This window comes from Psychrobacter frigidicola (genome assembly GCF_007997305.1).
In the GTDB taxonomy this organism is placed as follows: Bacteria; Pseudomonadota; Gammaproteobacteria; order Pseudomonadales; family Moraxellaceae; genus Psychrobacter; species Psychrobacter frigidicola.
This window is the reverse complement of sequence record NZ_VORZ01000002.1, coordinates 390622-413223: the sequence shown is the minus strand read 5'-3', so window position 1 is coordinate 413223 and position 22602 is coordinate 390622. Positions and strand designations below refer to the sequence as shown.

Sequence of the window (22602 nt, the reverse complement as noted above, 5' to 3'; positions counted from 1 at the left end):
ATTAATAAAATAACTAGTATAGTAATGAAATAACGTTTACAAACTGAAAATAATAAAGTGACTGAACATACGTTATTCAAAGGAATTTTTTGAGCGACTTACCTATTAACTTTATCCCTTATAACGAACAGCAGAGATTAGCTGTCTTTGCACAGCTGACTTGAGCTATTGCCCTTGGTATCTTTACCAAAAAAGTTACAGAACTCCCCACTTTGCACATTGGCAACATCAACTTGCTCAACCAGCATTTTATTAGGAACATTATTTTTAGTCATACACTCTGCCACGCCACCTTCTGTGGCCGAGGCATCTTTTTGAAAGCAGTCTTGAATATTGTCAGTCTTGGCGTTGCCATAAGAGGGCAATACTGAGGTCGAGTAAATATTAAAAGTGTGCATTTTTGTGGTTTTGGCTTCAGTGTCTGAGCCCAATGTCATGTGCCCGAACGCTCTAGCACCCGCCGCCTTATTGACATTTTTAATCATCACTTGGGTCATGGTCGTATTGCGGGCGCTGGTATAGTCGCCAGTGACTTTAGGGTCGCAGTAGCCCTCGGTATTAGTAACGAGCTTACCCGTATTACGGCGTATCGCGGCATTATTAATATTAAAGAAACCGACGCGTGGACGATAGCAAAAGTCAATAATGTCATTCTCAGCACTATCGTTAAGAATGTAATGACCAAAAATACCCGTAAAACTCATGATCTGCTTATGCTCATTACTGATAGGGTCACCGTTGACGGACATCTCAATCTTATTATTAACGCTGTCTGACGATTGCAATAATACCGTGTTAATCTGATCACTGGTCGCAAGCTTTAAATCCGTACTACTATTACGTACCGCAATTACCCCAACGAGCATAATTAACATTAAAAACAGCAATACCACGATTAATACAGCACCGCGTTGAGCAGAAGCTACTGAAGGATAAGCGTACGGTTTATTGTTATTCATGGCGAGCTACCTTTGTTAATATGCATCAGCCAACAAACCTAAGGCTAAAGTTATCTTATATGCTTGACCTATAATAAGTAACTAACAGCTACTTACGGTGCGCTATAGTTTATGGCGCGCTACTATCAATAATACGCATGACGCGAGCATTGCGTAGTAAAATATTTGATTCATAAACGCGGCGCAGGTATTTGGGTGCGTCCGCTTGGGTTTTTAACGTTTGATTGCTGCCAAATACATCAAAAACATCCGCGCTAGCCTCAGGACTATTGGCAGTACTTCTCGCTAATATAGCGATTCTAATATTGGTGATATTGGGCTTTGCGCCGTCGTCGATATCCATATATTCTTTAACAGTCATATCGGCATATTGGTAGCTTAGTACACCGTTGGTCACGTCTGTACTTTGAACCCCTAAACGAATATTAAACTGATCAATATTTTCAATGATGGTTTCACCCGTTGCTTTACGACCAAAGTTGATCACTCTATTGTTCTCTATACGTCCAGCCTCACAGTTGAGATTGAGATTTTTTCGAGCAAGCTTACTGGTGTTATTACTGCCTTCTTTGATGAAATAACGAGTGATGACATGCGCACCTATTAAAATATCTTTACCCTCACAGTCCACTAAAATTCGCCCTGTCGTATTAATATATTGGATGGTCAGCTGATCACTAGAGACATCAGTATTGGTTAAGCTGCCATTCCATTTACTATTATTATTTCCTTTAGAGTCCATGCCCTGACTGCGAGTCAAGAAACCATTTTTAAGACTGTTTTTTATCATGACATTGCTACTGCCTGAGGTGTTCGAGGTATCGTCGTTGTCATTACCCTCGTCTGCTTCCTGTTCCACTTCTGCGTTGGGGTCAAATTTACCTACCGTAAGGACAATCCCGCCCAATGCGGTATGGTCATTAATGGCAACACCATCGTTGCCTAAATTGGCGAGGCGCACTTGCGGCTCGATAGACTGTAGACCAAACACGGCTTTATCTTGAATCTCAGAGCCTGCAGTCTGAATACGATCCACACGCTGACTGGTCAAAAATACTTGCATAACTGCGGCTGATATCAGCAGGCCTAATACAAGAGATATCATCAGCTCAATAAGGGTAAACCCTTGCTGTACTTCACTCTGCAAGCGCTGCGGTAATCGATAGCTAGACATAGTTAGTAGGCCTCTACAATAACGCAAGTACTGCCACTTTTGTAAGTACCATCAGTATTAGCACAGTCTTGAGCACTTGTGCCCATCTCTGGCAGCGTATCGCCCCAAGCAGCAATCACACATTTAATCTGAGAAAATTCAGAAATATTGGCAGCACTCGGGCATGTCTTCATTTTTATTCTGATGTCATACTCTTGTAGCTTTTTGACCGCTGCTTTAGATTCTTTAGCAGCGATTTCTTTAGCAGTGCAGGTAGTGACTCCGACGCAGTTTACGACTGTTATACTGGTATCGTTGATAGCCGTTTCATAAGCCCCGAGCTGTAATGGATTGGCGCGCATATTTTCGGCTAAGCCGCGTACGACACTCAGCGCCTGCGTACGGACCAAGCTCTCTTCGGTTGCTTTGATGGCCTGAAGCTGTAAAGCACTAAAGCCCAGCACCGCCACAGATAGTAATAGGACCGCGACCAGCACTTCTACCAGTCCGACCCCGCGCTGATAAGACAACCTAATCATGGACATGACCCTCCCAGCTGACTGGTGATACTGGCGACGCTACTGACCACAAGTTGCCGAGAGCTGGCCGCACTATTGCTATCGCAAATAGTATAAATGACGGCAGCAGTGACGCGCTTACTTGGCTCAAAGGTAATAATTTTGGTAGTGGTTGCGGTTTTGATACTACTTTTGGCATCATAGCTGTAACTTGCTATAGGCTGGGCATCTAAGCCTTTTATAATAATAGATTTGGGGCTGCTTTCATTATCGTAGCTTACCGTTATAGGCTGACGACGGATGACGCTCTCAACCTTGGCTTCTTTTAGCGCATTGTTGAGAGTAGCTGTGGTAGATTTTACCCGCTGATTGGCAAGCTGAGTGCTAATATTGGGCGCAGCAATACTCAAGATAATGCCAAGGACAGCAACCGTCACCATCAGCTCAATCAGGGTAAATCCTGCGCTGGTCGCGGGTTGCAAATATGACGAGCTATTGGTAGACACGTTCACATAAATATCCTATTGCTGACAGCTCCTGATAAATCATTGGACTTAACCTTTTATTTATCAACATTACCGTTTAAACCTTTTATATTTAAAGGGCTTAGGTATTATACGATGCAATTTTCATTCCACTATATTTTAATATAGAGGTAGATTCCAAATAAGAATATAAACTTTCTTAACACCTACCTATTAAACATGCCAAGAACAGCCAGACACAGTACAGTAGTACTTATTATACATAAATACAATAAGTAGAGAGAAAGTATGCTTCTCAGGGCAATATGAGGATTTGGTCTATAGAATTATATTTCTTTATAACGAGAGCTGCCATGCGCTAGAGCGTAGGCTGTAATTTTATAAGAGTGGGTAGAAGAGATATGTGCGTCAGGGGTAGAGAAGCCAGTAACAGAACTTTCTATCGTAGAATCAAGAAACGTCCGTGCCAATGCTTGTAGGCTGGCACCAGTGGTGGCCACATCATCGAATAATAGCAGACGTTTGGCAAGTGGCAGCTCACTAATACTGAAGGCATTATCGAGGTTGGTTAAGCGTTCAGCACGGGTTAACCCTTGTTGGCTGACGGTATGATCAACACGCTGTACCCCATCCCATAATGGAATTTGCCAATGCTTAGATAAATAAGCAGATAAAACGGTTACAGGATCGAAGCCACGCTTCATTAAGCGACTGGATGTGGTGGGCATGGGAATGATGACACTATTGCTGCTGTGACAGCCGCGAGGACGGGGTAACTGACGCAATACATGCACGAGTAAGGGCAGCTTGGTCATGTCTTCATGGTGTTTAAAAGCGCGAATGGCTTGGCGAATAGGATAGTCATAATAGCTTGCCGCTTGAATAGATAGCGACGTACCTGCCGACATATCCACCTCAAAAGAAGTTGGCACCCACATAATATGATTATGACAGTGTGGACATAACAGCCCTTTATTAAAACGAGAGCTGGCAACTGACAATAGACCAGTATCCTGATGTCTAGAGGGAGGCAATCCTTGTCGCTCACTGCGAGTAACACGACAGAGCTGACAGCGATTATTAAGATATTCTGCCAGCCATAGGCCGCTTTGGTAAGGGGCTAAACGTTGCATATAGGCGCTATATATTTGCCCTCTGATTAAAACCCTTTCCAGTCATTAAGCACTATCCCAACGCCAATGGCGGTATTCTCATAGTTATAGTCGATAAGCGACTCGCCATAACCTTGGAACAGCTGCACATAGCCATTGAGATTTTTCGTCAATGGATAAATATAGTCAATTTGTGCAGCACCTTTATTAGTTTTAGCGTTATAGCGCAAGGTACCACTTAGACTCTTCTGATTGGGTAGGTCATACAAGAAAGTCACATCACCATGGCCCATGAAGTCCTCGATATCTGGGTTATCATCCTTATCTTCATTTTCATTTTTTATGCGTGTCCATATACGCGGTATGACTGAGAATTTACCCCATTCAGCGCCGCCCATCAAATAGACACGGTTCCATGAGCGCGATATCGGATCTGACTTACCATTTGAATGGTGTACTGCTCCGACTCCTAGCATGCGCAAACGCCCGCCAAAGGGTAGATTTGCGGTAACAGGTTGAGTCAAAAATATCTCTGGCTGATAATCAGTCGCTCGGAACGGTCTTGAGTTGTCTTCGTTATAGACTTGCCAGTGCGACTGCTGCGTGTAACCAAACCATAGATCGGCATTCGTATTAAATAAGTCTTCAGCTACTTTACTCTTAAAAGATAATTGGAATTTTAGCTCAGTATTGCGTATATCATTAGAAGTAAAAGACTCTTGCTCTTGCGAGGGGGTCCCCGGACTTAGGTTAGGGTCAACGGTGTAGAATAATGGCAGTATATAGTTGGGGTTATGGGGTCTTAGTGTCCACGTACCGCGCTCGCTATTCTTATCCAAATCATAAATTAAACTTAACGGCGTATATTTTTCGATATCCGCTTGAGTGACACCAACGTCTTCTAATACTTGTGCTTCTCTTTCAGTCAGTCCAATCGTGTCTAAGCCCTCGTTAGAGGGTGACTGGTTAAATTCTGACTGATTAGCAAGCAGCCCGTTAGTATCTGTACCCTCTTCTGCAAGGATGACTTGTGGTTTACCGGTTACTGTTGTTTTCAAAGTTTTTGCTAAATCTAACGGTTGTTTGGTCATGGTATAGCTTGGCGTAGTACCTTGCTGAGCGACTTGATCGAAGCAGGCCAAACGCGCGGCACTACTTTGTACTTGGGTACATTCAACAAACAAATTCGCTTTCATTGCTACAAAGTCTTTATCCGCCAATTTACTCTCATCAGCCGTTATCTTGGAAGATTGTGAACGCTTATAAACCACTTTTGACGAGCTATCAGATTTAGGTTCAACTAACACACCTTCGGCGGGCAGCTCATTATATACCTGCCCTTTATTGGCAGCTTGTACTTGCACACTACCACCAATGAGCACTAGTCCAATAGCAAGGCTTAGATAAGTAGGCATACCTTGGTAATGAACGCTTTGACGCGGCGAGATAATATGGGCAAACATAGACGTCCTTTATCTTACTGACATTGTAGCCAGCAGAGTATCTGAGGTAATCATTGGTGTAATTGCTAAATTAGGTAGTGATATAAAGACTAGTAGGTATTAAAAGCAGCAATAGCTAATGAGTATCGCTGCTTTACAAATGTTAATTTATTGTAATGAAAATATACCACTGTTACTAGAGGAGATTGTGGACTCAATAGTGATTAATATTTAATTCTGATTAATGACAACTATTTTTGCAGATACTAGACTGCATTATTAGTCATAGCGTACGCCATTACTTTCAATCCAGCCACCTTGATGACGCGCGGCAGGGTCATGATGGGTCCAATGTACCAGTCCGCCTTTATCATTATAAATGTACTCGCCATAAAAATTCAGCGGTGTGCCTTTTGTCACGTCAGCCACTCGCGGTGCTACATCAATATTATGCACCAATAGTAAGGTCTGCTTCGGGCTAATACCCTCAAGTTCAATCAGTATTTTTTGATGACGGCTGCCTTCATTATCGTCAGGTAAAGCTTTAATAATAGTACCGCAGCCGTTGACTTGACGGTTTGATAGTTTGGCTTTAAAAGCTTTAACGATGGTGTCATTTTGACAGCTATTATCATTTTCGACCACGCTATTGATATCATTATTTTGACTAATAGTAGAAGATAACGACTCGTTTGGTTGGCAACCGCTCAGCAAAACCGAAGCAGCAAGCAAGCCTATTGTTAAATATCGAGCCTGTTTTACAACCGCATTCGAGAGGATAGGAATATTCATAGAGGTAGGATGACTCTTTTTAAAGATATTACAAAGTTGGTTCAATAAAAACAAACAAGCCAGCAACTGGTTTATAGCAGCGCTGACTCATTGATAATATTTAAGATTAAGACTGATTGATTTTGCGTTATTTATTTAGCGCCGTCAATGTCTGTTCGAACTCTTGACGACCAATTTCGCCAACTTGTTTATTAACCAATTGACCATCTTGATAATAGAGTAACGTTGGCGGCCCAAATAACTTATAGCGCGCTAAAATAGCCTTAGAATCTTCGGTGGTATCGGTGATATCTAAACGCACCAACTGCCAGCCTTGCATTTGTGCCGGACGATTATGGAATAGATTCTTGTCCATAATACGGCACTCAACACACCAGTCAGCAGTCAAATCAACCAACACTTTCGGGTTGGCAGCAGTAATGGCATCCAGCTCTGCTAAAGTAGTGATTTTCTCATCAGACGCATTGCTAACACTATTATTACCCGTGGATTGTCCACCTATGGACTGAATAGCCATTGGGGCAGCGCTTAATGATGCTAGAGGATGCAGACTGTCATCATTGCCCAAAGCGGCCCCAATAATCAAGCAGGCAGCCCAAATACCAGCCACTAAACCAAGTGCCTGAGTCAGCATCCGGCCTTTGCCTAACCAGCTCCATGCCCATGTCGCCACAACCATAAACCATAGCGCCCATACTAATAACATGACCGGTGAAATGAATACCCGTTCAATCAATAATAAAGCCACGGCAAATAACAATAGGGCAAAGCCTTGCTTAACCCAGTTCATCCACTCGCCAGCTTTGGGCATGATGCTACCTTGGGTCGCACCAATTAGAATAAGTGGCGCTGATAAACCAAACCCAAGCATGAACAATGCAGCAAAGCCAAGCAGTGGACTACCGATCGTTGAGACTGCAAGCAACGCGCCAAATAATGGTGCAGACACGCAAGGGGATACCACTAATGCAGATAAGAATCCAGCGGCTAAGCTTCCGCCAGCACTACCCAATTTACTATCACCAGCTTGGCTTAAGCCTTCCATCTTACTAGTAATAAAACGTGGCAAGCGAATCGAAAACACACCCAACATATAAAGGGCTAATAATACAAAAATGATAGCAAAACTAATCAAAATAATTGGGTTTTGCAGCCAACCGATAATACCTAATGACTCACCAAAGACCGCTATCACTGCCCCTAAGATACCGTAAGCAATTGATACCCCTATCGCATAGCTAGTGGTTAAGATAACGCCTTTTTTGACCGTCGGGTTCTGTTGACGGGCAACAATATTAGCAACGATAGGCAGCATAGGTAATACACAAGGGGTGAATGCCAAGCCTAAACCTGCTAAGAATAATAAAACAAGCGCTAACCAAGGATGCTTAGCTAAGCCAAACGGATCACTTTCTTCTAAATTATTGCCAGCAACAACGTTACTGCTATTGGCAGTATCAGCGCCACTTATGGTGTTGCTGTCCGCTCCAGATATCATACTGCTATCCGCACCAGAAATCGTGTTGGTATCGCTATTATCCGTACTTTCTAAATCAGTGCTTTCAAGGTCAGTACTATCTAAAGATTCGTTACTTACTAAAGTGCCATCAGTATCACTATCCTGTTGCCCAATATCGCTAGTCGTATCAGCACCAGTTATTGTATTTACAGCACCGTCAGTAGTATTGGCGCTCTTTTGTTCTGAGTTAGCAGTTGCCGTTGCTTTTGCAGCATCTGTTTTTGCGTTGCTGCTAGCATTATTGTTACTAGCAGTACTAACCGCCGCTATCGCTGCCTTTTGCGGAGTCGCTGCAATATTAACCGTGGTTTTAATCTTTTCAGGAGGATAGCATAAGCCCGCTTTCGCACAGCCTTGCCACCCGACAACAACCGCACCTTTATCTACACTTTTACCGCTATTACTGGTCAAAGTCGTAGTGGCTACCATATTTGCTTGATCAAATACTGGCACTTGTCCAAAAGTTGGATCATCAATTGAGACGGGCTTCTGACTAAAAGTAAACGGAGCAGCACTTACCCCAGCAGGCAAGGTTAGCTTGATTTGATCCTTATAAACATAGTGTTCAGGGGTGATGTCAAAGTTAATCGATAAGCGTGTACCAGTAGCCGCAGTTTTGGTACTGGTACTGACTTTAAAGGCTTTATCTACGGGTAAAAACTTCTTTTGCGCGCTGCCTTGGTCACTGCTAAACAAATCACCCAAACCAGCCGCTTGAGTCGTCATTGTCGTGGCAGTCAATCCCGTAATAAGCGTAGTACTGGCTACCGCAAGCGCAAAAACATAAGACTTTTTGGGGTTAATTTTTTTGATTAACGATGATTTTTTTGCAGGCGTCTTTATAGACATGAAGGGCTACCTTTTATTACTAACGTTTAAACAGACTTGCTAATGCAACAAGCTCATCTAGGGTCGGCGTTATATCTGTACCTTTATGAGGTTTATATTTTTAATTGCTAGGTATTCAGTTATCAAATAGCCAGCTAATTATTTGCTCAATAACTATTTACGGGTCGCCGCAACATTGACTGTGGTTTTAATCTTTTCGGGTGGATAGCACAGTCCGGCTTTAGCACAGCCTTGCCAGCCAATAACGACTGCTGCATTTTTTATAGGCTTGCCATTAGTAGAGGTCAAAGTCGTGGTTGCCACCATATTTCTTTGAGTAAACACAGGTACTTTGCCAAAAGTTGGATCATTGATTGCGACCGGTGACTGACTAAAAGTAAAAGGGGTTGCGCGCACTCCTTTAGGAAAGCTTAAGGTAAGCTGGTCTTTGTAAACATAATGACCTGGAGTGATATCAAAATTAATCGAAAAGCGCGTACCGTTAGAGGAAGCTTTACTACTGCTCGTTACTTGAAAAGCTTTATCTACGGGCAAAAACTTCGATGCGCTACTTTGGCTATTACCGAATAATTCATTTAAACCAGCGGCTTGCGCTGTCATTGAGGTTGCCATCAGTCCTGTCAATAACGAGGTACTGGTTAAGGCAAGTGCAAAGATATAAGATTTTTTAGGGATTACTTTGTTTAATGCTGATGAAGTGAATGACGTCTTAATGAACATAAATAGCTACCTATGATTACTAATAAAAATATATAAAAGTTATAACGATAAAAAAACTACCAACCAATAACGCATTATTGGTTGGTAGTTTTTGACGACCTAGTAGTGGCCTGGCGACTGCAGTTAAATTATTCAGTCACTTATATTCTCTCTATTTAGCTCTTAACAATGCCGCTACAGCTGGGCATAAATATCAGCGTCTTGACCTTCGCCACCTTGCTGACCATCAGCACCCAGTGAAAATAAATCATAAGGCCGACTTTCACTACCCGGAGCAACGTATTGCATCTCATTTTCCCAACCATCTGTTGGATAGCCGCCTTTGATATAACCACCTTCAGGATAGTTTTTGGCATCCGCAGGCGGTGTCGTTAATGCGTCTAAACCCTGCGCAGTGGTGGGATAACGTGAATTATCAATCTTATACATATCCAGCGCGTTAGAGACTGTTGCTAGCGCAGTCTCAGTAGTTTTTACCCGTGCTTTATCACTTTGTCCCACTACTTTGGGAACGACTAAACCAGCCAGAATCGCCAGAATAACAATCACCACCATGATCTCAATAAGGGTAAAACCGGATTGGTTTCGTCCATAAGTGGGTATTTGACGCTTATTTAAAAATGTGTGCCTCGTCGAGGTACGGCGTGCTTGGTGCACTGTCACAACAGGTGCTTGGGGTTTAGTGTTCATAATCTCAGTGTTCATAGGCATAGAAGAGGGCGTCACTGTTAGGTGTTGATGCTTCAATACAAATATTAATGTTTAAATAATAATCACTATAGACCATGATTTTACATTTATCTACCACTCTCCGTAGATTATCGCGCCGTTATTATCAACGCCTTTTGCTTTGCATATTCTTTCGCAACACCTAAGCGCTATAGTCTAGTCTTGGCGCACTACCCTATTGTTGTTACTTCATTACCCATTCGTTATTCAGCGGCAAGTAAGTCGAAAAAAAGCTGTTTCTCACCTAATCAGTTCTTAGCACTGTCCACTATAGCTGAACGGTTAAGTGACAAGCAGAGAAATCAGTAGTTTGACAACAATCTACAACAGTAAGTAAAACTTAAGAAACCTAAATTTAGGTTAAGATAAATTGATAAGTTATAAATGAGTGTTAAAGAACAGGAATTGGAATAAACTATGAGAGGTTTTGAAAGAGCAGGCAGTAAAGTGCTTAAGTGATAAGTTAAAAAAAGGCAGTTAAAAGGTGAATAAAAAATAAAATATTATAAATAATGGAAGAGTAGTGAAAGATGAAAGCTAGCCCGCTAAATCATTCATATTAACAATGGGTAGCATCACGGCCATCACAATAGTCATAACTATCACGCCCATTAATACCAGCATTAATGGCTCTAATAGTGACAGTAAAGTACTGATAAAATTGGTCGCCTCAGCCTCTTGCATGCTAGCCGCACGGCTGAGCATACTTTCCAGCTCACCGGAGTTTTCGCCACTTTTTATCATTTGGACCATCATTGGTGGAAAGTAGGGCGATTTATCCAACTGGCTTGACAGACTAGACCCTTCGGTGACTCTATCAGCGGCATGAATGATGGTTTGCTTGATATGCAGATTGGTGGTGACCGCCGCGCCAATATGTAGCGCCTCAATCAGCGGTACTCCTGAGCGTACCAATATCGCTAGCGTGCTGGCAAAGCGTGCCGCGTTGAGACCTTTAGAGAGCCGTGCAAGTATCGGTAATTTAAGCACTAAGCTATCAATGATTGGCTTGCCCGCTTGAGTTTGGGCAAAGCGATAAGATAAAAAAGCAGCACCTGCCAATACCAATAGCATCAGCCACCACCACTGCGTAATGGCATTGGACATCGCAAGCACCACTTGGGTAATCAGCGGTAGCGCTTGTTCGGACTGCTCAAATACCTTCACGATTTTGGGCACCACAAAGCTCATCAGACCCATAATAACCGCCACTGCCATGACCATCAGCACAATCGGATAGACCATTGCCCCTTGAATTTTTTTTTGTAGCGCAAAGCGGTTTTCGGTGTAATCTGCCAGCTGATTGAGAATTAAATCTAAATGTCCGGATTTTTCACCAGCAGCGATAGTAGCAATATATAGTGGCGGAAAACTGGTCGCTTGTTGTAAGGCACGCGCCAGACTTAAGCCCTCTAGTACGTGCGAGCGTACGGCAAGCATTAGAGATTTGATATGAGTTTTTGGGGATTGTTTAGCGACTGCCGCCAGTGTTTCCTCAAGCGGAATACCAGCAGCGAGCAAGACAGACAGCTGACGGGTTAATAATGCCAGCTCATAGGCGGAAGGTTTTTTGTAGCGGCTGCGATTATGGCCTTGTTTATCGTTAGTGGTATTGACTGCGCTAACTTCTATCGGCGTCCAGCGTTTATCGCGCAGCTGTTGGCGCACTTGCCGCGCCGAATCGCCCTCGAGCAGACCTTTTTTAACCGCCCCTAAGTCATCAAGCGCTTTATAATGATAGGCAGGCATAGCGTTAGATATCCTAGAGCGACAATTAGTATAAACACAAACTCAACATTATAAACGTAACAACATCATATTAAACGAGTAGAAAAACTAAAACAGCGGCGTTGAGTCATTACTCTCAGGCATCATCCCTTGTAGTAACAAAACATCCAAATGCTGCTGTTGTAATTTTTTATCAAAGTCGTTGACTTCAATGATCAGCATTTTTTCAATACGCTTATCAGAGGCATAGACGCTTAGACGAGCACAGATAACCGCCAACTGATAGATACGCTTTTTACAATAGCTATCTAGCCCTTGCAATAAGCGCACCATATGCGGGGTTTCAAGGCTAGCATAATCGTAGTCGCCAATCACCTCCTCACCAAGGGCGGTGACACTATAGCTAATAGAGAGGTGCGCACAAAAATAACAGCTAAATAGATAGCCAATCACATGACCAATATAATAGCCGCGATCATAGGTAAAGCTACTGACACCAAAATGACCCAGCACGTAACTGTTGAGACTGGCTTGGTCAGATATCGGCTTAGGATGTTTCAACTTACCAACGGTGGGTAAGCGTAGTGGATTGTGTCCATCTTGCACGCTGAGTTGCCAGCCTGCCGGTTGTTGCGCCGGCATATGATGCACAATATCGGCGATAATATCATCGACCACATGCAGCTGTTGCCATAAGCGCTGAAGCGCTTCGGTATCGAGCAAGCCACGTTTATCAAGTTGCTCTGCCAGCTGATAGTGCTGATATTCCACAAACTGCGACTTTAACGTTTGCACCAAATAGGTCGGGCGCGTATGAGCAGACGCCATATACAACAGCCGCGTACGCTCATGCTGCATGCGATACTGAGCCACGCGCTGGGTTGCAACGCTCATCTCGCTTGTGTTGCTCCTATCAATAGAGGTCTTGTGATTAAAAGGTTGCTTGGCAGCAGGTACCGTAAATAACGCCAACAACTCAGCTTTGTTCGGCGTTAGCAATCCGCTATGTTGAGGGTTGCTATCACACTGCTGTTGTTTAGATAAATTAGGTTGGAGACTGCCATCATCTACGCTAGATGCAGACAAGCCTTGATTGGCACTTGAATAGTCGCTTGGCTTAGCAGGGGGATTAAAGGTCGGTTGGGTCATAACATACCATTACCAATAGAAAATAAATATTGTATTAATCATTGTACAGACAGGCATAATATAGTGGTATCACTAGTAACCGCGTCCAGACAACTTACGGGTCTATAGTACCTGAACCTACTTTCATTGTCAGCTTTGCTACTGTCAAAAGACCCTTATCGACAAGCAATTACTAAACCCTCAGTTTTTCGATATTGCTGCCGATAGGCTTTCGGGGATACCCCATAAACCCGCTTAAACGCTTGGCTAAAAGTGGAGTCTGACGCATAGCCGACCAGCTCACTGATACGGCCTATACTATTTTGTTGCAAGCGCAAATAACGTGCAGCAAGGCGCAAGCGGTAGTCTATCAAATAAGTGAGCGGCGGCATTCCAACAGTATCTTTAAAGCGCTGCGCAAAGCTTGAGCGCGACATACCAGCCACTTCAGCCAGTTGATTAATCGTCCAATTTTGGTTTGGCACGTCATGCATGACCATCAAAGCCTTCGCCAAATACGGATCCTTCATCGCCTGTAGCCAGCTGTCTGTCGCCTCCGGCAAGCGCTCAATATAAGTACGCAGACACTCAATCATCATGATACTTGCCCAATGATTAATCACCGCCGTCTTACCCATACGCTCATATTCAGACTCCAGCGCTAACAGCTTAATTACGACCTCAATGAACTCAGAACGACTCTCAGGTAACTCCTGAATTTCAGGCAAAACTGACGGTAACACAGATAATAGTGGCCGAATCATTTCTTTATCATATTGGCATTCAATTAATATCAAGCACAAGTTTGACTCGCTCAGGTCATCATCGTCATGAAGCCTAATCGCATGTTCTTTACAATTAAGCAGCTTGTCATCTAGAGCTTTAGCATTGTCACCGTGATGGTCTACGGCATAAGACACATGTTGATAGGTATTAGGAATCATAATCATGTCGCCGGCATGCGCTTGGCGTAAGCTGCCGTTCACATCAATACAAAAGCTACCCGATACCACTAAGTAGAATAAAATGGTGTCCTGTCTCGTTATCGAATACGACCAATTACCAGCGCCTTGTAGACGGTAATATTTTGTCTCGCATAAATGCACGTTTTCTAATAACATGCTCAATGCGTCCATAAACTTATCCTTAACCATTTACGGCCAGTTAGCCAAACGTAGCAAAATAAACCACTTCATAGACATTCCACAAGATGAATTGCTTCTTGTGGACTATAGATAAGAATATACATACGTTAAAAACATTCTGACCTTAGCGTGCTAAAAGCAAAAGGGATTCACTTTTTATAAAAATTGTCAGTATTGACTATACTAAAACTAGCCGTTCCATCTAATTAATAACTGTATTTAATTTTATTAAGTGTACGCTAAAAAATCCATGCATATACGTTTAAAGGAAATTCAGTATAGGTTAAAGGTTCTCATAGCTTTGCAAACCATTAAATTGCTGAGAGCGTATTTATGGAAAGTAGAGAGCAAAGTCAAAATTTAGGCATAAAAAAAACGCCGACAATGGCGATAGGTATTTTAAGATATGAAATTATAAAATAACGAAGTATAGACTAGAAGAATACTAAGAGAGGAAGATACATTATAAAAAATGGGGCGACTGATGGGACTCGAACCCACGACAACCGAGATCACAACCCGGGGCTCTACCAACTGAGCTACAACCGCCATAACTGTTGCCAGGAAAAGGCAATATTTGCAGGCTAAATGGTGCGCCTGGCAGGATTCGAACCTGCGGCCACCTCCTTAGAAGGGAGATGCTCTATCCACTGAGCTACAGGCGCTCTTAGAAGACTTTTATATATCTTGGCAGAACTAAAACGCTAGAAACTAAACCATTATACATAAAAAAAAGCCTGTAAGGCTCTTAAAATAGATGGTCGGAGTGATAGGATTCGAACCTACGACCCTCTGGTCCCAAACCAGATGCGCTACCAAACTGCGCCACACTCCGATGTATTCTATTATCTCGATAGTCTCTCTGATTAATTCGTTATTGGTAGAACCGCTAACTTGCTAATGTTTGTTGCTATCGAGGTGCACATATTAAGGGGTAACGGTGTTTGTGTCAACCCCTATTTTCAATTAATTTAATAAACTCGCACTTTCTTAGCTAAACAATATTTTTTATGGGCCTTTACTTTGAAACAGCAGCGTTGCAACTGACTCAAGCTACTTTTTATAGCGCTTACTTTAGAATAACGACCTTAGTACCATTAGAGTCTTTATTTTCTCTTTCAATAGATAGCCCTCTATTTAACTTACCTGTCAGCACATTAAATGGCATGAGCCACAGCCCTGCATACTGGTTGTTCTGGTTATCGTAATGATTTTTTTCTACCGGTTTAAGCATGACAGGCTGTCGTGTACTGCCAGTCACTGGATAGATAAGCCATACTTGCTCTGCTTGATAGGCTTGCGCATAACTGGTCAATTGGTAGGCATCACTGGCGCTGATTGCCGCCGCCTGTGACAAGTGCTTCCATTTGATATCAATGACATGACTGACAACATTGTTTTTAGCGGGGGCAGGCTCAGCATCTAAATAATAAACCAATAAATCCGGCTGAACAGATAAGCATGTCTGCCCAGTATCATCGCGTAGCCAAATATCACGCGGTTGACACAAAGTCCGATATAATGGCTCGGAGTTTTCATCACGCTGATTAAATAGCTCAGTAATTCGCTGACTTGCCCACTGCTCAAAAGCTTGATTCATATTAATCAGTAAGCACAACCGCAGCGGAGCGACGCTCGCTAGAGGCGCTTGAGTATTCAAGCCATTACCAACACTGACGCTCGCTTGCTGCCCCTGCAATAGCCAATAAGCGACATCCACCAGTTGCTGAGCGCTTTGCAACTGCTGCCGCGATAATGGCTGCGTGCTTAGTTGGCGTCTTGCGGCTAGATATAATGGCGTTAATTGTCGCAACTCATGATGACTTAATGCGCTGACTTGCCGCCACGCTAGCAGTGATTTGGAAACTAAAGGCGTAGGCAATAATGGCTCTAGTAACGGCTTAATTAATAATAAAGCACTTTTAATAAAGCGATTGCTAAGCATGTCTTTACTCAGCGTACTGACCTCACTGATAAATTTATGCGGCTGATGATGATTGCGGCGCAGTTGCTCTTTAAGCAGCAGTTTGCCTTGTAGCATCGATTGATTGCGAATCTGAGTCTGATAATGACTACTAGGTTGATAACTGGCCAATAGCTGCACGAATTTCTCGACTAGCCACTGTGATAATGGCGGGGTCTGCTTGGGTAACGGCTCTAAATCTGGACTGAGCTGGCCTAGATTTCGAGTATGAGGCAGCTTGCCGTTATTGTTACTAAAGCCGCTGGTCAAATCGGTCAGCATTTGCTGTACCCATTGACGCGTCAGCGATATATCATCGCGTTGAGAAATACTTTTAGTTTGAGATTGGCTGTAGTTTTGAGTACCCGCAATGGCTTTGGGCAATATCTCAAGAGTCATACTACTTGGTAGAATAATAAGGCCAATATAATGCCCCACTTTTAGCTGCCACTGGCCACGCTGGCGCTTAATGCTAAAGACTGCAAACTCTTGCGCCACTAACCAAGCAAAGTCGGTAGCATACACAAAGTCATTTACCGTTAAGCGTTGATGCTCAAATACGGTGATGATTGGACTTTCAAGCGTGCTCATTATTATGTTATTAACCGAGTTATTTAGCTTATTATTTACCATGCAAATTTATTACTTTGCACTCTTATCAATACAAGCGCTGATATATGGCAGGCTGTGCAAATTCAGCCGTCTTAGTCATTAAATTAGGATTAATCACATAACCACCGCTGCTCATTGCTTGGCCTAAGAATGCATTTTGGCCGTTAAATATTTGCTGTTGGTTCTGATTATGGTTCTGACTGTTATGGAGGCCACCTTGCACATCCTGAATAAACTGCACATTAAAAGGCTGCTGCTCATCCTTAAATAAATATTGTAAGAGTTGCACATTACCGCCAGCAGCTTGTGCCAATTGTGGAATAATTTGTTCAATCAATGCCGTTTGTAATTGCGCTAAACTCTGCACCGAAAATAAAAATGCATGACCTAATTGTGCATCCAATCCCAAGCTTTGGATAATACGATTATTTAAGCCGGTTAACAGCTTTACCAAATCTATAGTCGTATCACTTCCTGTTTGAGCACTTTCTGTTCCCTCAAACACATTAATAATTGCTAATATTTCAGGTTGCGGCGGACAATCAATAAAGCGAAAACGTCGGCGCAACGCCATATCTAGTGGTGCTAAAGAGTGGTCTTGAGTATTCATAGTGGCATAAATATCGACGTTAGCAGGGACGCTAAACGGTCGCCCAGAATAAGCCAAATTCACCTGCATTGCCTGCGCTTGCCCTCTACGCTTATCCGGCTCAATCAAGCTTAGCAGCTCACCAAATACTCGCGACACATTAGCACGGTTAATCTCATCAATCAGCATCGCATAACGCTGCTCAGGGTCACGGGTGGCACGCTGGCATAGCTGTAAGAACGCGCCATCTTGAATATCGTAGCGCATCTGGCCATTTTGACTGCCTTGCCCTGTCGTGTTTATCACTGGCCTGATACCTTCAACAAACTCTTCATAGCCGTAAGCTTGATGAAAGCTGACCATATTGAAACGTTGCTTACTAAAGCGCTGACTGGGTAGCGATTTATCAGTTATAGACGGGTTATCGTGCCGTGCTTGCCGGAATTCTGCCAGCTGCTCTGACAACTCCGTTAGCAACTCATAACTTGCTGGTAATAAATACCACGCCCCGCTCTCATCTTTATCAAAATAAGCTTGGCCAGTACGTTTACTATAAGCGACCGTTGAAGACTCAATAGGACTGTGCGTCTGTAACACGGACCATGCAGTATTACTTAAGTTTTTATCGCGCTCGTTGTGAGCTGCTTTCGATATAAAAAACTCATGCGCTAAAATTTCAGGAACTTTAACCAAATCCTGTTGATCAGCTTGTAAGTCCAACAATATCAAACACACCACTTCGCGCCAGCTTAAGTTATATACTAATTGCTGTATCAGTGCATCCTTGTCTACTACAGGTAAATAATCAGTATAGTGCTTGGCGATTTGTAGCAGCTGATAAGTTTTACCCGTGCCTGCGACGCCAGTAAAAATAATATTAGTGGGACTATTGGTCGAGTTGGTAGAGATATCAAACATAAGAGAACTCAGTATAAAAAGCACTTGATGAACAGGCAGTTATTTAGAATATAACAATTAAAAACACTAAGAAGAGCTTAAAACAGTCCATAAATAATAATTTAAATTATAGTCGCAACACGGTTGGTTACGTTATTGCCATTTTATGGTGGTGATGGTTTATGATTATAATAGAAAGATAATAGCGGTTACTGCTAATAAGAAAGGAAATGGCTCATTACTGCCCAACTTGAGGAATATCGTATGTCAGGATTACTAAAAAAAATACCAACTAATCTGCCTAGCAAAATATCTGACGCCGTTACGCCTCAAAAGGACACCCCAAACAGCACGCTTAAGCCAGTCAATAATCAATTTACTAAGCTGCTTTCTGTCACTAAATACTTACCTGCAGGTGCACGCTCAGCTATTTTATCCAAAGCTTTTGGCAAAGTGGTGCCCTATGTCGGCACCACGGGCGTCTATTACGAAACCGTAGAACCTAATAAAGTAGTCGTCAGCTTAACCAATAACAAAGCGGTACAAAACCACATTGGCTCTATCCATGCCGTTGCTGTTACCCTACTGGCTGAGACCGCAACTGGCTTTATATTGGGCTTAAATTTACCGTCTGATCGGGTACTTTTGGTTAAGTCTTACTCAGTTAATTTTTATCGCCCGCTCAAAAAAGGTCAAGTCGCAGCGGTAGCTACCTTATCTAATGAGCAGCGGTTGGATATTTTAAACACCCCAAGAGGTGAAATGGTCATTCCTTGTGTTATCAATGACCGCGAGTCTAATAGCGAGCGCGAGCCTATCACGGTTGAGATGATATGGGCTTGGATACCTAAATCTGAATTAGAAGCTCGTCGGCAAGGTAAAGACAACAACGAAGATAACCATCAAAGTAGGTAGAGCAGCTTTTCTTTAATTAATCAATTAATAACCCTTAATAATAACCCTTAATAATAACGCTCAATAATAAAATGGAAAAAATTATGTCTACTCATACTAAAAAAATGACTACCACCTTATCATCGGTTCTATTGGCAGGTGCCTGCTCCTTGGTATTGTCGATGAGCGCGACCGCAGCACCAGTAGTGGCACATACTGCAATCAGTAAATCAGCACCGATTTTTTATGGTGATGGCGGCAAATATCCGTTCTCTGATGCGGTACGCGTTGGTGATACGTTGTATATGTCAGGACAAATTGGCTTTAAAGACGGCAAATTAGTCAAAGGCGGTATCAAAGCTGAAACCAAGCAAGTCTTTAATAATATACAAGCGGTATTATTAAAATATGGTTATCAAAAGTCAAATATCATCAAATGCAGCGCTATGCTCACGGATATGGACGACTTTGGCGACTTTAATAAAGTCTATCAGACCGAGCTTGCGAAACCTTATCCCGTACGCTCAGCCTTTGGGGTTGCAGAATTAGCAGCCGGTGCTAGCGTAGAAGTTGAGTGTATCGCCGCTAAATAACAGGCTAGGCTAGCTTTTATACCTATATTCTTATACATATGCCTTTATGCCTATGCACTCAAACTAACCAATCAAGGCGTCATCAAGTATGGCGCTTTCTTTGGTCACTCGTAATACCTCCTCTAACGTCGTGCGTCCTGCAATAACTTTATGTAGACCGTCAGCACGAATCGATGGCGTTTGTAGGCGAGCATAAGCTTCCAGCTCATATTCAGCCGTATTACTATGAATCATACGCCGCAACGTATCATCAATTGGCACCACCTCATATATCGCCGTCCGGCCTTTAAACCCTGATTGATTGCATTTATCACAGCCGACTGGTTTTGGCAGTTTAATCCCAGTGTCCGTAGCAGTGCCAGGATAAGTGCCGTTAATATTCACAGTAGCAGCAATAATATCAATTTCAGCGAATAATTTAGCTTGCTCAAAATCAGCGGGTTCCCACGTATAACAATGGGTGCATAGCGTGCGTACGAGGCGCTGCGCCACTACCCCAATCAATGACGACGACAATAAGAACGGCTCGATACCCATATCTTGCAGACGGATGACGGCACCAATTGCAGTATTGGTGTGCAGAGTCGATAATACCAAATGACCGGTTAAAGAGGCTTGTACGGCAATCTCAGCCGTCTCTATATCACGAATTTCACCGACCATCACCACATCTGGATCTTGACGTAACATCGCCCGCAGACTTTTGGCAAAGGTCATATCGACTTTGTTATTGACTTGCGTTTGCCCAATGCCATCTAGCTGAAACTCAATTGGATCTTCAGCGGTCAGAATATTACGCGTTTGGTCATTCAAGTCCGTTAATGCAGCATAAAGAGTAGTGGTTTTACCAGAACCCGTAGGCCCAGTAACTAAAATAATACCATGCGGGCGATAAATTAAGCGTTTGAGCTCACTATAATCATTATCTGACAATCCCAAATAAGTCATGTTCAGGCGACCGGCTTGTTTATCGAGCAGACGCATTACGACCCGTTCACCAAAGCTTGAGGGTAAGGTAGATACCCGCACGTCAACTTCGCGTCCTGCCAGCCGTAAGCTGATTCGCCCATCTTGCGGCACGCGCTTTTCAGCGATATCAAGCTTGGCCATGACTTTAATACGCGAGACTAACAACGGCGCCAGTTGACGCTTAGGGGTGATAATTTCTTTGAGTTCGCCATCGACACGAAAGCGCACCACCAAGCGTTTCTCAAAAGTTTCAATATGAATGTCTGAGGCATTCAGACGAATGGCTTCGGATAACAGCGCATTAATCAGGCGAATGATAGGCGCGTCATCCTGTTGATCCATCAAATCCTCAGTTTCAGGAACGCTGTCTGCTAAACTATCGAGGTCAGGATGGTCCTCTAAGCCGGCGGCTATGTGCTGTGACTCCCCAGTATTACTGGCATAAGCCGCATTCATACGCTTTTCGAAATCATCAAAACTGACGCTATCATAGCTAGGAATAGCCCGCACCCCTTGCTGTTGCAAAAACCGCACCACCTCATTAATCGCGGATAATGGCGTGGCTTTCGTTAACACCAAAGTCGGTGGCAGCTCAGGATCAATCGCCATAATAATCAACAGTTGGTGGCGCTTGGCAAAACTATACGGCAGTTGCATCATAAAAACGTCCCGATAATGAATCCAAAAAAGAGTATCAGTAAGCCTGTGTGAGTTTGTTATACTAACATTTTGCTTTATCCTATTATTCAGGCTTTTACGCCTTTTATTAGCTGTCTTGGCAAATATTACTATTGCCTTTTTGCATTCGTTTTTGACCTATTATTTTATTGCTGATTTATTATATTGCTGATATTATTTTTGTCTTTAACCTTGCCTGCCCGTTATTAGGATATCCGATATGTCACAAGTCACAATCCCAGCCGTAACCCCTGCTAACGACCCCATTTCTCTGGCTGATGATACTTTTACCGTTGGTAGTCGGACGTTTTCGTCACGCCTATTGGTAGGCACGGGTAAATATAAAGATATGGCTGAGACTGGACGCGCGATTGCGGCGTCAGAGGCAGAAATTGTAACGGTTGCTATTCGCCGTACTAATATTGGCCAAAATAGTAATGAGCCTAATTTATTAGACGTTATCTCACCGGATAAATATACCATTTTGCCAAATACTGCGGGCTGCTTTGATGCTGAGAGCGCGGTACGTACCTGTAAGCTGGCGCGTGAGCTCTTAGGCGGTCATAATTTAGTCAAACTTGAAGTATTGGGTGATGAAAAAAGTCTGTATCCTAATATCGTGGAAACCCTAAAAGCGGCAAAAGTACTGATTGACGATGGCTTTGAGGTGATGGTTTATACCTCAGACGACCCTATTGTCGCCCAAGAGTTAGAAAGCATGGGCTGTGTAGCAATTATGCCGTTAGGTAGCTTGATTGGTTCTGGTCTTGGGTTGCTCAATCGTCATACACTCAGCCTCATTATTGAAAATGCTAACGTGCCGGTATTGGTTGATGCGGGTGTTGGTACGGCTTCCGATGCCGCGATTGCTATGGAACTTGGCTGTGATGGCGTGCTGATGAACTCAGCGATTGCCAATGCCCAAAACCCAATATTGATGGCGCAAGCCATGAAACATGCCATTTGGGCCGGACGTCAGGCGTTCTTAGCCGGACGGATGCCGATGCGCAAAATGGCAACGGCAAGCTCACCGCAGACGGGTTATTTCTTTCAATAATTCTAATTTTATAAAAACACAATACAAAAGTGATAAGACCTATTTAACTTAATCGCTGTTCATATCGATGC

Annotated in this window: 19 protein-coding genes and 3 tRNA genes; 3 read left to right on the top strand and 19 right to left on the bottom strand. The window is 43.1% G+C overall.

The window, feature by feature from the left end; genetic code table 11:
• Positions 1-137: 137 nt before the first annotated feature.
• From ES754_RS08365 to ES754_RS08280, 18 genes are all read right to left on the bottom strand, one after another.
• The gene (locus ES754_RS08365) at positions 138-959 is read right to left on the bottom strand and encodes a pilus assembly PilX family protein (protein ID WP_147223718.1); all 822 of its coding nucleotides are present in this window, start codon (positions 957-959) and stop codon (positions 138-140) included.
• 109 nt (positions 960-1068) lie between these two features.
• Positions 1069-2133: a PilW family protein gene (locus tag ES754_RS08360; protein ID WP_147223717.1), complete on the bottom strand. Its 1065-nt coding sequence runs from the start codon at positions 2131-2133 to the stop codon at positions 1069-1071.
• 2 nt (positions 2134-2135) lie between these two features.
• Positions 2136-2657: a type IV pilus modification protein PilV gene (pilV, locus tag ES754_RS08355; protein ID WP_147223716.1), complete on the bottom strand. Its 522-nt coding sequence runs from the start codon at positions 2655-2657 to the stop codon at positions 2136-2138.
• Complete coding sequence (locus ES754_RS08350; protein ID WP_227677901.1) at positions 2648-3142, bottom strand: pilus assembly FimT family protein; 495 nt, start codon at positions 3140-3142, stop codon at positions 2648-2650. Before ES754_RS08350 ends, pilV begins: the two co-directional genes overlap by 10 nt.
• A 299-nt stretch (positions 3143-3441) precedes the next feature.
• Positions 3442-4248, bottom strand: coding sequence for a ComF family protein (locus tag ES754_RS08345; protein WP_170231094.1), 807 nt, complete (start codon positions 4246-4248; stop codon positions 3442-3444).
• Positions 4249-4274: 26 nt separating this feature from the next.
• Positions 4275-5690 (bottom strand): phospholipase A, encoded by a 1416-nt coding sequence (locus ES754_RS08340; RefSeq protein ID WP_147223715.1) that lies wholly within the window; start codon positions 5688-5690, stop codon positions 4275-4277.
• A gap of 258 nt (positions 5691-5948) precedes the next feature.
• A complete protein-coding gene (locus ES754_RS08335; RefSeq protein ID WP_147223714.1) occupies positions 5949-6461 on the bottom strand; it encodes a DUF3465 domain-containing protein in 513 nt (170 codons plus the stop codon).
• A gap of 127 nt (positions 6462-6588) precedes the next feature.
• A complete protein-coding gene (locus ES754_RS08330; RefSeq protein WP_147223713.1) occupies positions 6589-8829 on the bottom strand; it encodes a cytochrome c biogenesis protein CcdA in 2241 nt (746 codons plus the stop codon).
• Between the two features lie 153 nt (positions 8830-8982).
• Positions 8983-9549 (bottom strand): protein-disulfide reductase DsbD domain-containing protein, encoded by a 567-nt coding sequence (locus ES754_RS08325; protein ID WP_147223712.1) that lies wholly within the window; start codon positions 9547-9549, stop codon positions 8983-8985.
• Between the two features lie 174 nt (positions 9550-9723).
• Positions 9724-10239 (bottom strand): type II secretion system major pseudopilin GspG, encoded by a 516-nt coding sequence (gspG, locus tag ES754_RS08320; protein ID WP_227677899.1) that lies wholly within the window; start codon positions 10237-10239, stop codon positions 9724-9726.
• 576 nt (positions 10240-10815) lie between these two features.
• Positions 10816-12027, bottom strand: a complete 1212-nt coding sequence (gspF, locus tag ES754_RS08315; RefSeq protein WP_147223711.1) for a type II secretion system inner membrane protein GspF — start codon at positions 12025-12027, stop codon at positions 10816-10818.
• 87 nt (positions 12028-12114) lie between these two features.
• A complete protein-coding gene (locus ES754_RS08310) occupies positions 12115-13155 on the bottom strand; it encodes a hypothetical protein (protein WP_147223710.1) in 1041 nt (346 codons plus the stop codon).
• A gap of 155 nt (positions 13156-13310) precedes the next feature.
• Positions 13311-14270, bottom strand: a complete 960-nt coding sequence (locus tag ES754_RS08305) for an AraC family transcriptional regulator (RefSeq protein WP_147223709.1) — start codon at positions 14268-14270, stop codon at positions 13311-13313.
• Positions 14271-14752: 482 nt separating this feature from the next.
• A tRNA-His gene (locus tag ES754_RS08300) sits at positions 14753-14828 on the bottom strand.
• Between the two features lie 40 nt (positions 14829-14868).
• A tRNA-Arg gene (locus tag ES754_RS08295) sits at positions 14869-14944 on the bottom strand.
• Between the two features lie 93 nt (positions 14945-15037).
• A tRNA-Pro gene (locus tag ES754_RS08290) sits at positions 15038-15114 on the bottom strand.
• A 234-nt stretch (positions 15115-15348) separates the two neighbouring features.
• Positions 15349-16833, bottom strand: coding sequence for an McrC family protein (locus tag ES754_RS08285; protein ID WP_227677897.1), 1485 nt, complete (start codon positions 16831-16833; stop codon positions 15349-15351).
• A 67-nt stretch (positions 16834-16900) separates the two neighbouring features.
• Positions 16901-18361, bottom strand: coding sequence for an McrB family protein (locus tag ES754_RS08280; protein ID WP_147223707.1), 1461 nt, complete (start codon positions 18359-18361; stop codon positions 16901-16903).
• Between the two features lie 243 nt (positions 18362-18604).
• Between ES754_RS08280 and ES754_RS08275 the strand changes: the two genes are divergently transcribed.
• Both ES754_RS08275 and ES754_RS08270 read left to right on the top strand, forming a co-directional pair.
• Complete coding sequence (locus tag ES754_RS08275) at positions 18605-19255, top strand: DUF4442 domain-containing protein (RefSeq protein ID WP_147223706.1); 651 nt, start codon at positions 18605-18607, stop codon at positions 19253-19255.
• An 83-nt stretch (positions 19256-19338) separates the two neighbouring features.
• A complete protein-coding gene (locus tag ES754_RS08270) occupies positions 19339-19827 on the top strand; it encodes a RidA family protein (protein ID WP_227677895.1) in 489 nt (162 codons plus the stop codon).
• A gap of 63 nt (positions 19828-19890) precedes the next feature.
• Here the strand turns inward: ES754_RS08270 and gspE are convergent, their stop codons facing one another.
• A complete protein-coding gene (gene gspE, locus ES754_RS08265) occupies positions 19891-21456 on the bottom strand; it encodes a type II secretion system ATPase GspE (protein ID WP_147223704.1) in 1566 nt (521 codons plus the stop codon).
• Positions 21457-21694: 238 nt separating this feature from the next.
• Here gspE and ES754_RS08260 point away from each other — a divergent pair, with 238 nt between their 5' ends.
• The gene (locus ES754_RS08260; protein WP_147223703.1) at positions 21695-22531 is read left to right on the top strand and encodes a thiazole synthase; all 837 of its coding nucleotides are present in this window, start codon (positions 21695-21697) and stop codon (positions 22529-22531) included.
• Positions 22532-22602: the final 71 nt, after the last annotated feature.

What these genes read in the sequence shown, in the direction of transcription:
- ES754_RS08365 (WP_147223718.1), bottom strand. Translation starts at nt 959, where the DNA reads ATGAATAACAATAAACCGTACGCTTATCCTTCAGTAGCTTCTGCTCAA.
- ES754_RS08360 (WP_147223717.1), bottom strand. Translation starts at nt 2,133, where the DNA reads ATGTCTAGCTATCGATTACCGCAGCGCTTGCAGAGTGAAGTACAGCAA.
- pilV (WP_147223716.1), bottom strand. Translation starts at nt 2,657, where the DNA reads ATGTCCATGATTAGGTTGTCTTATCAGCGCGGGGTCGGACTGGTAGAA.
- ES754_RS08345 (WP_170231094.1), bottom strand. Translation starts at nt 4,248, where the DNA reads ATGCAACGTTTAGCCCCTTACCAAAGCGGCCTATGGCTGGCAGAATAT.
- ES754_RS08340 (WP_147223715.1), bottom strand. Translation starts at nt 5,690, where the DNA reads ATGTTTGCCCATATTATCTCGCCGCGTCAAAGCGTTCATTACCAAGGT.
- ES754_RS08335 (WP_147223714.1), bottom strand. Translation starts at nt 6,461, where the DNA reads ATGAATATTCCTATCCTCTCGAATGCGGTTGTAAAACAGGCTCGATAT.
- ES754_RS08330 (WP_147223713.1), bottom strand. Translation starts at nt 8,829, where the DNA reads ATGTCTATAAAGACGCCTGCAAAAAAATCATCGTTAATCAAAAAAATT.
- ES754_RS08325 (WP_147223712.1), bottom strand. Translation starts at nt 9,549, where the DNA reads ATGTTCATTAAGACGTCATTCACTTCATCAGCATTAAACAAAGTAATC.
- gspG (WP_227677899.1), bottom strand. Translation starts at nt 10,239, where the DNA reads ATGAACACTAAACCCCAAGCACCTGTTGTGACAGTGCACCAAGCACGC.
- gspF (WP_147223711.1), bottom strand. Translation starts at nt 12,027, where the DNA reads ATGCCTGCCTATCATTATAAAGCGCTTGATGACTTAGGGGCGGTTAAA.
- ES754_RS08310 (WP_147223710.1), bottom strand. Translation starts at nt 13,155, where the DNA reads ATGACCCAACCGACCTTTAATCCCCCTGCTAAGCCAAGCGACTATTCA.
- ES754_RS08305 (WP_147223709.1), bottom strand. Translation starts at nt 14,270, where the DNA reads ATGGACGCATTGAGCATGTTATTAGAAAACGTGCATTTATGCGAGACA.
- ES754_RS08285 (WP_227677897.1), bottom strand. Translation starts at nt 16,833, where the DNA reads ATGAGCACGCTTGAAAGTCCAATCATCACCGTATTTGAGCATCAACGC.
- ES754_RS08280 (WP_147223707.1), bottom strand. Translation starts at nt 18,361, where the DNA reads ATGTTTGATATCTCTACCAACTCGACCAATAGTCCCACTAATATTATT.
- ES754_RS08275 (WP_147223706.1), top strand. Translation starts at nt 18,605, where the DNA reads ATGTCAGGATTACTAAAAAAAATACCAACTAATCTGCCTAGCAAAATA.
- ES754_RS08270 (WP_227677895.1), top strand. Translation starts at nt 19,339, where the DNA reads ATGTCTACTCATACTAAAAAAATGACTACCACCTTATCATCGGTTCTA.
- gspE (WP_147223704.1), bottom strand. Translation starts at nt 21,456, where the DNA reads ATGATGCAACTGCCGTATAGTTTTGCCAAGCGCCACCAACTGTTGATT.
- ES754_RS08260 (WP_147223703.1), top strand. Translation starts at nt 21,695, where the DNA reads ATGTCACAAGTCACAATCCCAGCCGTAACCCCTGCTAACGACCCCATT.